This is a genomic window from Duganella sp. CY15W (genome assembly GCF_009857555.1).
GTDB lineage: Bacteria > Pseudomonadota > Gammaproteobacteria > Burkholderiales > Burkholderiaceae_D > Rugamonas > Rugamonas sacchari.
Window position 1 is genome coordinate 223,081 of the sequence record NZ_WWCQ01000003.1, and the last position, 12,741, is coordinate 235,821.

The window sequence follows — 12,741 nt, forward strand, 5'->3', positions numbered from 1 at the left end:
TCTTCCGATGTACACCTTGTCCGCGGTCATTGCGCTGGTCGCATGTTCGCGTCACGAAAAACCGGCGGCAGTGCCTGCCCCCGCCGCCAGCGCATCGGCAGCGGCGGCACCGGCGTCTGCTGCGAAGTCCCGCGATGCGGAACTGATGCGTGCCGTCTTTGGCGACAGCTACGACGCACAGAAGCGCAGCGCGCTGGCGACGATACTGGTCGAGGGGGCCGAAGCACCTCATCTGATGACACTGAACGCCAGCACCGATCTGCCCGATGGCCGCACCGTCATGATCGTCAACGGCGCACAGGCCGACGAAGAGGGCAACGACACAGCTGGTCACGTCACACCCGGCATTCTGAATGTGTACCTATTACGCCATACGGACTCGGGCTGGAAAGTACTGGAACGTCGCGAGGGTGTCGACGATTTGGGTTCAGACGGCCAAATCGGCTCAGTCGAGTGGGTCACGCTGGCGCCGGGGAAGTCCGGCTTCATCGTTTCCCATGGCGGTATCTGGCAGGGCTACTGGATCCAATATGCGGTGATTTTCGACCTGGACGCCGGCGTGCGCAGCCTGGGGAGCTTCAAGGAAGGTTCCGGCAACGAAGGTGCCTGCGGTCCCACCACATCCGAATGCTGGGCGACCGAAGGCAAGATCACCTTCGCATCAGAGGCGCAGCCGAGTGGCTACCGCGATATCGTCGTGAACTTCAACAACAAGCGCTACACCGTCAAGGAAGACAAAGACGGCTCGTTTGTCGAACAGGTGCAAAGCAATACCAAATCAAGCGCCCGCTATCATTTCGATGGCAAAGCCTACGTGCTGGCCGCCGGCACCAACCCCGTGCAAGACATCTGAGCTTACTGCCACTCACCTTTCTCTTCAAGGATGACCTTCTTGCCTTGGGTGACGGATAGCTCGCCGCCTTCAAACACCTTGTAGCTGGTTTTGCCGTTGCGGAATTCATAGCCCAGGAAGCGGCATGGCGTCACGCCGTCCGCGCACAGGGTGTGCATGGTTTTTCCACGCAGCTTGATGCTCTTGCCGGTCTTCTTGCTGGTGCCGGTATAGCTGACGTCATCGCAGCTGACGTTGCCTTCCTCGCAGTTGACTTTGATGTCAATGACAAAGGACGGTGTGGTCAGCGTATCTGCACGGGCTGGCAGCAGGCCGAACGCCAGGGCCATGCCTACTAAAAGACGTTTCATAAATTCTCCCAGGTTGTTGTTGCATTGTACAGAACAGCCCCGGATTGGAATGCCTGCTACGATGGTTCTTTCACCGGGGAGGTGATATGTCAATTTACCGCCGAGAAGGCCAACGGGCGTTTGCCGAATTTGCCAGCGCGCTGGCGGAAGAGCATGCCGCAGCCCACGAGCTGGCGCAATGCGCCAAGATCGATGCCTACAATCTGGTCGCCCGGGACGTATTCACGCGATTGGTTGCAGCCCATGACAAGACCAGCGCCGCCTTTGCGCGGATCGAATGTTTCAGAATATCGGGGGACTTATGACTGCACTGGTACGTTTGCTGATGACCGAACAATATCGCCTGCGGCGCGAAGAACTTGCTGTGAAACCCGAAAATCAGGCGCTGCCCACGCCCACCGGCGTTGAACGCGCGCTGGACGAGGCGCTGGATGAAAGCTTTCCGGCCAGCGACCCGGTAGCGATCTCGATTACCCGAACGCCGAATCGTCCGGCATAGCACGCGTCGCACCGATAGCGTGCAGGCACGCACCGCAACATCGCACGGCGCCATGCCGCTGCGTGCTCTTTATCTTGGTCCTCCCTCTGTCGCAGCACATCCAGCCTCTGGCACGGCTCTTGCAACGTAGTTGAGCAAGAGGTCAACGGCGATCTCCCGCAGTACACGAATTCATCGCTGGTCCAAGGACGGACTGGCAGGACAACGGCGTCCGCGCAACCCGGTCTTTGAGACCCGGTTGCGCGGACGCCTTTTTGTTTTCTGAACGGGATAAAAAAAATGGCCAGCAAAGCTACCAGCATCAAGCTCTTATCGATTTCAACGCCTCAGATGCGGGCGTTCCACTTGACCTGGATGGCGTTCTTCATCTGCTTCTTCGCCTGGTTCGCCTGCGCGCCGCTGATGCCGGTGATTAAAGGTGAATTCGGCCTGACGCCAGCGCAGATCGCCAACATCAATATCGCCGCCGTTGCCGTCACCATCCTGGTACGCCTGATTGTTGGCCCGCTATGCGATCACTTCGGTCCACGCAAAGCATATACGGGCTTGCTGCTGCTGGGCTCCATTCCGGTGATCGGGGTCGCCTTCGCACAGAGTTATGAGAGCTTCCTGTTCTTCCGTCTCGCGATCGGTGCTGCTGGCGCCAGCTTCGTCATCACGCAGTACCACACCTCGGTGATGTTCGCGCCGAAAGTGGTGGGCACTGCCAATGCCGCTGCCGCCGGCTGGGGCAATGCCGGCGGCGGTGTCGCCCAAGCCGCCATGCCGTTGCTGATGTCCGCCATGGTGATGCTGGGCGTGACCGAAACGCTGGGCTGGCGCGCAGCCCTGGTCGTGCCGGGCGTGCTGATGATCGTCATGGCCTTCGTCTACTACAACTTCACGCAGGACTGCCCGCAAGGTAACTACAAAGAGCTGCGCGCTGCGGGCGTGGCCATTGAAGGTGGCAAGAAAGGCGGCTGGTCTTCGTTCAAACTGGCTGCCGCCAACTACCGCGTATGGCTGCTGTTCATCACTTACGGCGCCTGCTTCGGTATCGAGATCTTCATTCACAACATCGCCGCGATTTACTATGTCGATCATTTCAAACTGACGCTGGCACAAGCCGGCATGGCAGCGGGTTCCTTTGGTCTGCTGGCGCTGTTCGCGCGGGCATTGGGCGGCTGGGCGTCCGACAAATTCGCCGCTGGCGGCAACCTGAATAACCGCGTCATCCTGCTGTTCGTGCTGATGCTGGGCGAGGGGGCTGGCCTGCTGATGTTCGCGCACGCAGGCAATGCCGTACTGGCCATCGCCGCCATGCTGTTCTTCGGCCTCTTCACCCACATGGCCTGCGGCGCGACTTACGCCGTGGTGCCTTTCATTGACAAGCGCGCCCTCGGTGGCGTGGCCGGTATCATCGGCGCGGGCGGCAATGTCGGCGCAGTCGCTGCCGGCTTCCTGATGAAAGGCCTGGGCGATACCCAGCAGACGCTGAGCATCCTTGGTGTGCTGGTCGCCATCTCCGCACTGTGTGCGCTGGCTGCGCGCTTCAGCAGCGTCACCGTACAAGAAACCGCCATCGCCACCGCCTGAAGGAGCCGCATCATGAAAATTATCGTTATCGGTCATGGCATGGTTGGCCACAAATTCCTGGAAAGCCTGGCGAACAGCGGTGCCGGCAATCTGCAAGTGACGATATTGTGCGAAGAGCCACGTCCTGCTTACGACCGCGTACACCTGTCCGAATTCTTTTCGGGTAAAAGCGCCGAAGACCTGTCGCTGGTAAAGCCAGGCTTCTTCGACCGCACTGATATGGTGCTGCGCCTGAATACCCGTGCCACCGACATCGATACCAAGGCAAAGACAGTCACCATCGCCGATGGCAATGTACTGGGCTACGACAAACTGGTCATCGCTACCGGTTCCTTCCCATTCGTGCCACCGCTGCCGGGCAAGGATCGCCAGGACTGCTTTGTCTACCGCACCATCGAAGACCTGGAAGCGATGCTGGAATGCGGCAAGCGCGCCAGGACCGGCGTGGTGATCGGCGGCGGCCTGCTGGGGCTTGAATGCGCCAAAGCGCTACGCGACATGAAGCTGGCGACGCACGTCGTCGAGTTCTCGCCGCGCCTGATGGCTGTGCAGGTGGACGACCACGGCGGCCGTGTGCTGCGCCGTAAAATCGAAGAGCTGGGCGTCACCGTTCATACCGGGAAAAATACCACCGCCATCGTCGATGGCGCCGAAGCCACGCACCGCATGGAGTTTGCCGACGGCGGCCATCTGGAAGCCGACATGATCGTATTCTCGGCCGGTATTCGTCCGCGCGACATGCTGGCGAAAGAAGCGGGCCTCGCCGTCGGCCCGCGCGGCGGCATTGAGATCAACAACAACTGCGTCACCTCCGATCCGGACGTCTACGCGATTGGCGAGTGCGCGCTGTGGGGCGGCATGATTTTCGGCCTGGTCGCGCCGGGCTATGAAATGGCGCGCGTCGCCGTCAGACACCTGCTGGGCGAAGCGGCAGAATTTGCCGGCGCCGACATGAGCACCAAGCTGAAACTGATGGGCGTGGACGTTGCGTCCATCGGCGACCCGCACGGCAAGGAAGAGGGTAGCCATGCTTATCAGTTCATCGACGAGCGCAAACAGATCTACAAGAAGATCGTGGTGTCCAGCTGCGGCAAATACCTGCTGGGTGGAGTGATGGTTGGCGACGCCAGCGAATACGGCACGCTGCTGCAAATGATGCTGAACAGGATCGAGCTGCCGGAATCGCCGGAGTTCCTGATCCTGCCGCAGTCCGATGGCGCGGCCAGGCCAGCGCTGGGCGTGGATGCATTGCCGGATTCTGCACAGATCTGCTCCTGCAATAACATCTCCAAAGGCGCGCTGTGCGCTGCGGTGGCGAACGGCGCCTGCACCATCGGCGAACTGAAAAGCTGCACCAGCGCCGGTACCGCATGTGGCGGTTGCGTCCCACTGGTCACGCAAGTGATGAAAGCCGAGATGAAGAAGCAGGGCATGGAAGTGAACAACCATGTCTGCGAACATTTCGCCTACTCGCGTCAGGAGCTGTTCCATCTGATTAAAGTCGGCCAGATCAAGTCTTTCAGCGACCTGCTGCACAAACACGGTAAAGGCCTGGGCTGCGACGTTTGCAAACCGCTGGCCGCCAGCATTCTGGCCACCGTGTACAACGACTTCGTGCTGAAGAAGGAACACGCCAGCCTGCAAGACACCAACGACTACTTCCTTGGCAATATCCAGAAGGACGGCACCTATTCGGTCGTGCCACGCATGCCCGCTGGCGAGGTTACGGCGGATGGCCTGATCGCTGTCGGCCAGGTCGCCAAGAAGTACGGCCTGTACACCAAGATCACCGGTGGCGCCCGCGTGGACCTGTTCGGCGCCCGCGTTGAACAGCTGCCGCTGATTTGGGAAGAGCTGATTGCAGCGGGCTTCGAGTCCGGGCACGCTTACGGAAAATCGCTGCGGACGGTGAAGTCCTGCGTCGGCTCGACCTGGTGCCGTTACGGCGTTGATGACTCCATCGGTCTGGCGATTGAACTGGAAAACCGCTACAAGGGCCTGCGGACACCGCACAAGATCAAGTTCGGCGTCTCCGGCTGCACCCGCGAGTGCGCGGAAGCACAAGGCAAGGACGTCGGCGTCATCGCCACCGAAAAGGGCTGGAACCTCTACGTCTGCGGCAATGGCGGCATGAAGCCACGCCACGCGGAGCTGCTGGCGACCGAGCTGGATAAGGCCACGCTGGTCAGGTACATCGACCGCTTCCTGATGTTCTACAGCCGCACCGGCGACCGCCTGCAACGCACCAGCACCTGGCGCGAGAATCTTGAAGGCGGGCTGGATTACCTCAAGCAGGTGGTGGTGCAGGACAAGCTGGGCATCGGCGCCGAGCTGGAAGCCGATATGCAGCACGTGGTCAATACCTACGCCTGCGAGTGGAAAGAAGCGGTCGAGAATCCGGAAACCCGCAAGCGCTTCCGTCACTTCGTCAACAGTGACAAAGGCGATGAGAACGTGCTGTTCATGGAGGAGCGTGGCCAGATTCGTCCAGCCACCATTGAAGAACGCAAACGCGTTATCCCTATCGCAGTCAAGGCAGCTTAAGGAGAAGACCATGCATCGTGATATTCAAACCGATCACTGGATCGCCGTGTGTGACCTGGACGATATCGTGCCTAACACCGGCGTGTGTGCCTTGCTGAACGAAGCACAGGTGGCCGTGTTCCATGTGGACGATGGCGGCCCGCGTGTATTCGCCATCGATAACTACGATCCGAATTCCCAGGCCTCGGTGCTGTCGCGTGGCCTGGTCGGCTCGCTTGGGGAGCGTATTGTCGTGGCGTCGCCAATCTACAAGCAGCACTTCGACCTGCAAACAGGCGAGTGCCTGGAAGCGCCCGAGTATTCCGTTGGTACTTATCCTGTCCGCATCGACGGCGGCAAAGTCTGGGTCGGTCTATGAAACCCGCGCTGGTCGTGATCGGCAACGGCATGGCCGGCATGCGTACGGTCGAGGAGCTGTACAAGCTTGCGCCGGATATGTACGACATCACGGTGTTTGGCGCCGAGCCGCACGGTAATTACAACCGCATCCTGCTGTCGCCAGTGCTGGCGGGCGAGAAGAGCATTGACGACATCATGCTCAACACGCGTGAGTGGTATGAACAGCACAACATCACGCTGCACGCCGGCGACCCGGTGACGCATATTGACCGCCGCCAGCGCATCGTGCGCGCCCGTTCCGGGCTGGAAGTGCGCTACGACCGTTTGCTGATCGCCACCGGCTCCAAGCCTTTCATCATTCCTGTGCCCGGCCACCAGTTGAACGGTGTGCTGGCCTTCCGCGACATTCAGGATGTCGAGAAGATGCTGGCGATGGCGCGCAATCACCGCAATGCTGTCGTTATCGGCGGTGGCCTGCTGGGACTGGAGGCGGCAAATGGCTTGCAGCGTCAGGGCATGAGCGTCACCGTGATCCATGTGACCGATACGCTGATGAACCAGCAGCTCGACAAACCTGCCGCGCTGCTGCTGCAAAAAACGCTGGAAGCCAAGGGGCTCAGGTTCATGATGGGCGCGCAGACGGAAGAAATCCTTGGCCTGGACCGCGTAACAGGTGTGCGCTTCAAGGATGGCACGGAGATTCCTGCGGACCTGGTTGTCATGACTGCGGGCGTACGCCCGAACATTGAGCTGGCCAAATCCGCTGGTCTGCACTGCGAACGCGCGATTGTGGTTGACGACACGCTGCAAACCTACGATCCGCGCGTCTATGCGGTTGGCGAATGCGTGCAGCACCGCAGCGCTACCTTTGGCCTTGTGGCGCCAATCTGGGACCAGACCCGCGTATGCGGCGCGCACCTCGCCGGTGCCGGCGTTCGTCGCTATGTCCAATCGACGTCGCCAACCCGCTTGAAGGTGACGGGCGTGGAGCTGTACTCGGTGGGGGACTTCATCGGTGGCGAGGGCAGCGAAGACCTGGTGCTGCGCGACGCCCGCCGCGGTGTCTACAAGCGGCTGGTACTGAAAGATAACCGAGTCACTGGCGCCGTGCTGTATGGCGATGTCAAGGACGGGCCGTGGTACTTCAACCTGATCCAGAACCGCAGCGACATCACACCAATCCGGCAGACCCTGTTATTTGGCGAAGCCCTGTCCACCCGGGCTGCCTAGAACCAAAGCGAGAAGCATCTTGAACCTGTCTACCGACCATCTGGCTGTCCGTACCACCTGTGCCTACTGCGGCGTGGGCTGCGGCGTGCAAGCCACGCCAAAGGACGACGGCAGCTTCGCCATTGCAGGCGACAAGCTGCATCCGGCGAATAAAGGGCGCCTGTGCGTCAAAGGCTCGGCATTGGGCGAGACGGTCGGCCTGGAAGGCCGTCTGCTGTACCCACAGCTGCGCGAGGCCGATGGCCTGCGCCGCGTATCGTGGGATGAAGCGCTGGACAAAGTCGCTGGCGAATGGCGGCGCATCATCGCCGAACATGGCCCCGATGCGGTCGCGCTGTACGTTTCCGGCCAGCTGCTCACCGAGGACTATTACGTCGCCAATAAGCTCATGAAGGGCTACGTCGGCAGCGCCAATATCGACACCAACTCGCGCCTGTGCATGTCGTCCGCCGTGGCGGGCTACAAGCGCGCGTTCGGCGAAGACCTGGTGCCGGTCTGCTACGATGATCTGGAGCTGGCCGATCTGGTCGTGCTGGTCGGCTCCAATACTGCATGGTGCCACCCGATCCTGTTCCAGCGCATCCTGAAAGCCAAAGAAGCGCGGCCGGAAATGAAGCTGGTGGTGGTCGATCCACGCCGCACCGCGACCTGCGAGCTGGCGGACCTTCACCTGCCCGTGAAAGCCGGTACCGACGTGTGGCTGTTCAATGGCTTGCTGAGTTATCTGTCGCGCATCGGTGCTGTCGATCCGCGCTTCATCGAGCAGCATACCAACGGCTTCGAAGCAGCGCTCGACGTCGCCCACGCAGACTGCGCCGATCCGGCCGTGGTGGCAAAGATCTGCCGCATCGAGCTGCCGGTGCTGATGGAGTTCTACGAACTGTTCGCCGCCACGCGCAAAACCATCACCGCGTATTCGATGGGGGTGAACCAGTCGTCGGCAGGCACGGACAAAGCCAACGCCATCATCAACTGCCACCTGGTTGGTGGCCGTATCGGCAGGCCCGGCATGGGACCGTTCTCCATCACTGGCCAGCCGAACGCCATGGGCGGCCGTGAAGTCGGCGGGCTGGCCAACATGCTGGCGGCGCACATGGATCTGGAGCGTGCCGAACATCGCGATGTCGTGCAGACCTTCTGGGAGTCGCCAGCGATGGCAGACAAGGGCGGCCTGAAAGCGGTTGATCTGTTCAAGGCGATTGAGGACGGCAAGGTCAAATCGGTCTGGGTCATCGCCACCAATCCCGTCGTCAGCCTGCCCGACGCTGACCAGGTGCGCCGCGCGCTCGACAGGTGCGAGCTGGTGATCTCCAGCGATATCATGCAGGACACTGATACCACGGCCTATGCCGACGTCCTGCTGCCGGCGCTGGGCTGGGGCGAGAAGGATGGCACGGTGACCAATTCCGAACGCCGCATCTCACGCCAGCGCGCCTTTCTGCCCGCGCCGGGCGAAGCACTGCCAGACTGGAAAATCCTGTCGCTGTTCGCACAGCGTATGGGCTACAGCGGCTTTGATTTCTGCGGCCAGCACGGCGTGTTTGACGAACATGCGCGCCTGAGCGGTTTCCGCAACGCGGTTGGAGATGTCCCGCGCGCTTTCGATATGTCGGGCCTTGGCGGCCTGAATCAACGCCAGTACGATGAACTGGAGCCGACGCAGTGGCCGGTGCGCCGCACCGCCAACGGCGAGCTGCAAGTGGATGTGCGCCTGTTCGAAGATCATGTGTTCGCCCATACGGATGGCAAGGCACGCTTCATCGCCACCGTGCCGCGCCTGCCGAAACATGCCGTCAGCGAGGACTACCCGCTGTCGCTGAACACGGGTCGTGTGCGCGACCAATGGCACACCATGACCCGCACTGGAAAGTCCGCCACGCTGGCCGACCATATCGCTGAATCCTTTGTCGACATGCATCCGCAGGATGCGCTCCTGAGCGGCGTGCGTGACGGTGAACTGGCGCGCGTCACGTCGGAATGGGGCGCCATGGTGGCGCGCGTGCAGCACGGCGGCGGCATCCCGCGCGGCAGTGTATTCATCCCCATCCACTGGAACGGACAGAACGCGTCGGATGCCCGCGTGGGCGCGCTGGTTAATCCGGTCGTTGATCCTGTCTCCGGCGAACCGGAATTCAAACACACGCCGGTGCGCGTGGAGCAGTTCCGCGTCAACTGGCATGGTTTCATCCTGAGTCGCGACGCGGTGAACCTCGACAGCGTCGCCCACTGGACGCGCATTCAGGGTCGCGAGTTCGCGCGCTACGAACTCGCGGGCCGCAACACCGTCAAGGACTACAGCGGTTGGGCGCGCGGCCTGTTGGGTGTCGACGATCCCGATGCCGACTGGCTGGAGTACGAGGACAAGACCGCTGGCGTGTACCGTGCCGTGCACGTGGTGAACGACCGCATCGAACAATGTATTTTCATGTCGCCGCGCCAGGACATGCCATCGCGTGCCTGGCTGGCCAGCCTGTTCGTCAAAGAACAACTGAGTGAGATCGATCGCGTTGGCCTGCTGGTCGGCATGCCGGTGGAGAAGGGCGCGGATACCGGGCCTACCGTGTGCTCTTGCTTTGGCGTCGGCCGCAACACCATCTGCAACGCCATCCGCGAAAAGGATCTGAAGACGGTGCCGGAGGTGACAGCCTGCCTGAAAGCAGGCGGCAATTGCGGTTCCTGCGTCCCGGAGATCAAGAAGATACTGGTACAAACCCGCACGGAGGCAGCAGAAATAAGGTTGTGATTATGGTAAGCTAGGCCTGTCGATCGCTGGATCACAGAAAAAGAGCGCGCGCATGTCTATCCGTGAAAACTTCTCCGATGCTGATATGGACCAGTGGCTCAACGATAATCGAGTCACTGAAATCGAATGTCTGGTGCCTGATTTGACAGGCGTTGCACGCGGTAAGATTCTGCCGCGCGCCAAATTTACGCAGGACCGCGGCATGCGTATTCCGGAAGCGGTGCTGGGCATGACCGTCACCGGCAACTACCCGACCGAAGACCCGGCCTACGACCGCGCCATTTCCAACACGGACCGCGACATGATCCTGCGCGCGGACCCCGGCAGCATTACCACCGTGCCGTGGGCCATCGACCCCACCGCGCAGGTGATCCACGACTGCTATTTCGCCGACGGCACGTTGGTGGACTTCGCGCCGCGCTCCGTGCTGCGCCGTGTGCTGAAACTGTATGCGGACAAAGGCTGGACGCCAGTGGTGGGGCCGGAGCTGGAGTTCTATCTCACCGAAAAAAACATCGATCCCGATCTGCCGCTGAAAGCACCGATAGGCCGCAGCGGCCGTTCCGAAACCACGCGTCAGGTCTACAGCATCGACGCCGTCAATGAATTCGATCCGCTGTTTGAAGATATCTACGACTACTGCGCGCTCATGAATCTCGACGTGGACACGCTGATCCACGAAACCGGCGCGGGCCAGATGGGCCTTAACTTTCAGCACGGCGATGCAATGGCGCTGGCCGACAATGTGTTCTACTTCAAGCGCACCTTGCGCGAGGCGGCGCTCAAGCACCATATGTACGCCACCTTCATGGCCAAGCCGATGGCGGGAGAACCCGGATCGGCCATGCACGTGCATCAAAGCGTGAGCGACACCGCCACGGGCCGCAATATCTTCAACCTGCCGGACGGTTCGCCATCGCCGCACTTCCGCCACTATATCGGCGGCCTGCAGCGCTATACGCCAGCCGCGATGGCGATACTGGCGCCGTATGTGAACTCGTATCGCCGCATCGTGCGCCACACGGCGGCGCCTATCAACATCCAGTGGGGCATGGATAACCGCACCGTGGGCTTCCGCATCCCCATCTCCGGTGTGGAGCAGCGGCGCGTGGAAAACCGCATCATCGGCGCGGACGCCAATCCCTATCTGGCGATGGCGGTGACGCTGGCGTGCGGCTATCTGGGCCTGGTCGACCAGCTGGAGCCGACGCCCATGTACACCGGCAGCGCCTACGACCATTTATACGAGCTGCCGCAAGGCCTGCCGCAGGCGCTCACGCTGTTGCGGCAAGAGGACCGGCTGCGTGATGTGCTGGGCGAGCGCTTTATCGACGTCTACACCGCGATCAAGGAACTGGAACACCAGGAGTTCATGACGGTCATCAGCCCGTGGGAGCGGGAACACTTATTGCTGCATGTTTGAGCGCTGCCTTTATAATCACCGGTTCGGCAAATATTATTTTACTTTTTTAATAACATGACCATAGAGCGAGCTGCTGAACCTTTCCTCCTGATCCGCAACCTGGTTAAGGAATTCGACGGCGTCCGTGCCGTCAATGACGTCTCGGTCGCGATCAACAAGGGCGAAATCTTCGCACTGCTGGGCAGCTCGGGCTGCGGCAAGTCGACGCTGTTACGCATGCTGGCAGGCTTTGAGACGCCTACCTCCGGCAGCATTACGCTGGCCGGCCAGGACATCGTCAGCGTACCGCCATACCAGCGCCCTATTAACATGATGTTCCAGTCGTATGCGCTGTTCCCGCACCTGTCGGTCTGGGACAACATCGCTTTCGGCCTACGCCGCGACGGCCTGCCGAAGGACGAAATCGCATCGCGCGTGGAAAAGATGCTGTCGCTGGTGCAGCTGACCGAATACGCCAAACGCAAACCGCACCAGCTGTCGGGCGGCCAGCAGCAGCGCGTGGCGCTGGCGCGTTCGCTGGCCAAGCGTCCGCAGTTGCTGCTGCTGGACGAGCCGCTGGGCGCACTGGATAAGAAGCTGCGCGAGCGCACGCAGATGGAACTGGTCAGCATCATCGAAGAAGTGGGCGTGACCTGCGTGATGGTGACCCACGACCAGGACGAGGCCATGAGCATGGCCACCCGCATCGCCGTCATGAGCGCTGGCCGCATTTTGCAGGTTGGTGCGCCGGACGAGATCTACGAAACGCCGAATTGCCGCTTCGTTGCCGACTTTATCGGCAGCGTCAATCTGTTCAACGGCAGCGTCGCTGTCGATGAAGCGGACCACGTCATCATCGATACGCCGGAGGGCAAGCACTACGTCACCCACGGCATTACCGGCACCATGGGCATGCCGGTATCGGTGGCGGTGCGTCCCGAGAAGATCGCGCTGCAAACCGAAGCGCCAACGCAAGAGCAGCGCGCCAAGGCGGTGGAACACGGCTATAACTGCGTGCAGGGTGTGGTCAGTGGCATCGCTTACTTCGGCAACGAGACCAGCTATCACATCACGCTGGACAGCGGCATGGTGCTCAAGGTGTCGCGTACCAATGCGGCGCGTCACGATGAATCGGCACTCAAGCGCGATCAGCGCGTGTATGCATGGTGGGACGGCTCCGATGTCGTCGTGCTGACCCGCTAAGGC

11 protein-coding genes are annotated in these 12,741 nt (G+C 61.1%); 10 read left to right on the forward strand and 1 reads right to left on the reverse strand.

The annotated features are described in order from the left end of the window. Positions 1–7 precede the first annotated feature (7 nt). A complete protein-coding gene (locus GTP58_RS16000; RefSeq protein ID WP_161078320.1) occupies positions 8–853 on the forward strand; it encodes a hypothetical protein in 846 nt (281 codons plus the stop codon). A 2-nt stretch (positions 854–855) separates the two neighbouring features. Here GTP58_RS16000 and GTP58_RS16005 read toward each other — a convergent pair whose 3' ends face one another. Continuing rightward, positions 856–1,203 (reverse strand): hypothetical protein, encoded by a 348-nt coding sequence (locus GTP58_RS16005; protein ID WP_072785861.1) that lies wholly within the window; start codon positions 1,201–1,203, stop codon positions 856–858. Between the two features lie 86 nt (positions 1,204–1,289). Between GTP58_RS16005 and GTP58_RS16010 the strand changes: the two genes are divergently transcribed. The 9 genes from GTP58_RS16010 to GTP58_RS16050 all read left to right on the forward strand — a co-directional run bounded on the left by GTP58_RS16010 (position 1,290) and on the right by GTP58_RS16050 (position 12,738). Then, positions 1,290–1,508, forward strand: coding sequence for a hypothetical protein (locus GTP58_RS16010; protein WP_161078321.1), 219 nt, complete (start codon positions 1,290–1,292; stop codon positions 1,506–1,508). Next, the gene (locus GTP58_RS16015) at positions 1,505–1,702 is read left to right on the forward strand and encodes a hypothetical protein (RefSeq protein WP_161078322.1); all 198 of its coding nucleotides are present in this window, start codon (positions 1,505–1,507) and stop codon (positions 1,700–1,702) included. Before GTP58_RS16010 ends, GTP58_RS16015 begins: the two co-directional genes overlap by 4 nt. Before the next feature lie 279 nt (positions 1,703–1,981). Then, a complete protein-coding gene (locus tag GTP58_RS16020; protein ID WP_161078323.1) occupies positions 1,982–3,277 on the forward strand; it encodes an MFS transporter in 1,296 nt (431 codons plus the stop codon). Positions 3,278–3,289: 12 nt separating this feature from the next. Next, a complete protein-coding gene (gene nirB / locus GTP58_RS16025; RefSeq protein WP_161078324.1) occupies positions 3,290–5,821 on the forward strand; it encodes a nitrite reductase large subunit NirB in 2,532 nt (843 codons plus the stop codon). A 10-nt stretch (positions 5,822–5,831) separates the two neighbouring features. Continuing rightward, positions 5,832–6,179 (forward strand): nitrite reductase small subunit NirD, encoded by a 348-nt coding sequence (gene nirD, locus GTP58_RS16030; RefSeq protein ID WP_161078325.1) that lies wholly within the window; start codon positions 5,832–5,834, stop codon positions 6,177–6,179. After that, positions 6,176–7,390 carry an NAD(P)/FAD-dependent oxidoreductase gene (locus GTP58_RS16035; RefSeq protein ID WP_161078326.1) on the forward strand — a complete coding sequence of 405 codons (1,215 nt, stop codon included), beginning with the start codon at positions 6,176–6,178 and terminating at the stop codon, positions 7,388–7,390. Before nirD ends, GTP58_RS16035 begins: the two co-directional genes overlap by 4 nt. Before the next feature lie 19 nt (positions 7,391–7,409). Continuing rightward, positions 7,410–10,133, forward strand: coding sequence for a nitrate reductase (locus tag GTP58_RS16040; RefSeq protein WP_161078327.1), 2,724 nt, complete (start codon positions 7,410–7,412; stop codon positions 10,131–10,133). Between the two features lie 52 nt (positions 10,134–10,185). After that, positions 10,186–11,556, forward strand: a complete 1,371-nt coding sequence (locus GTP58_RS16045; RefSeq protein ID WP_161078328.1) for a glutamine synthetase family protein — start codon at positions 10,186–10,188, stop codon at positions 11,554–11,556. A 54-nt stretch (positions 11,557–11,610) separates the two neighbouring features. Continuing rightward, on the forward strand, positions 11,611–12,738 hold the full coding sequence (locus GTP58_RS16050; RefSeq protein ID WP_161078329.1) for an ABC transporter ATP-binding protein: 1,128 nt from the start codon (positions 11,611–11,613) through the stop codon (positions 12,736–12,738). Positions 12,739–12,741: the final 3 nt, after the last annotated feature.

Bases quoted from the DNA above. Each gene is read 5' to 3' on its own strand.
- GTP58_RS16000 (WP_161078320.1), top strand. From the start codon at position 8: ATGTACACCTTGTCCGCGGTCATTGCGCTGGTCGCATGTTCGCGTCAC.
- GTP58_RS16020 (WP_161078323.1), top strand. From the start codon at position 1,982: ATGGCCAGCAAAGCTACCAGCATCAAGCTCTTATCGATTTCAACGCCT.
- GTP58_RS16015 (WP_161078322.1), top strand. From the start codon at position 1,505: ATGACTGCACTGGTACGTTTGCTGATGACCGAACAATATCGCCTGCGG.
- nirD (WP_161078325.1), top strand. From the start codon at position 5,832: ATGCATCGTGATATTCAAACCGATCACTGGATCGCCGTGTGTGACCTG.
- GTP58_RS16035 (WP_161078326.1), top strand. From the start codon at position 6,176: ATGAAACCCGCGCTGGTCGTGATCGGCAACGGCATGGCCGGCATGCGT.
- GTP58_RS16050 (WP_161078329.1), top strand. From the start codon at position 11,611: ATGACCATAGAGCGAGCTGCTGAACCTTTCCTCCTGATCCGCAACCTG.
- GTP58_RS16005 (WP_072785861.1), bottom strand. From the start codon at position 1,203: ATGAAACGTCTTTTAGTAGGCATGGCCCTGGCGTTCGGCCTGCTGCCA.
- nirB (WP_161078324.1), top strand. From the start codon at position 3,290: ATGAAAATTATCGTTATCGGTCATGGCATGGTTGGCCACAAATTCCTG.
- GTP58_RS16010 (WP_161078321.1), top strand. From the start codon at position 1,290: ATGTCAATTTACCGCCGAGAAGGCCAACGGGCGTTTGCCGAATTTGCC.
- GTP58_RS16045 (WP_161078328.1), top strand. From the start codon at position 10,186: ATGTCTATCCGTGAAAACTTCTCCGATGCTGATATGGACCAGTGGCTC.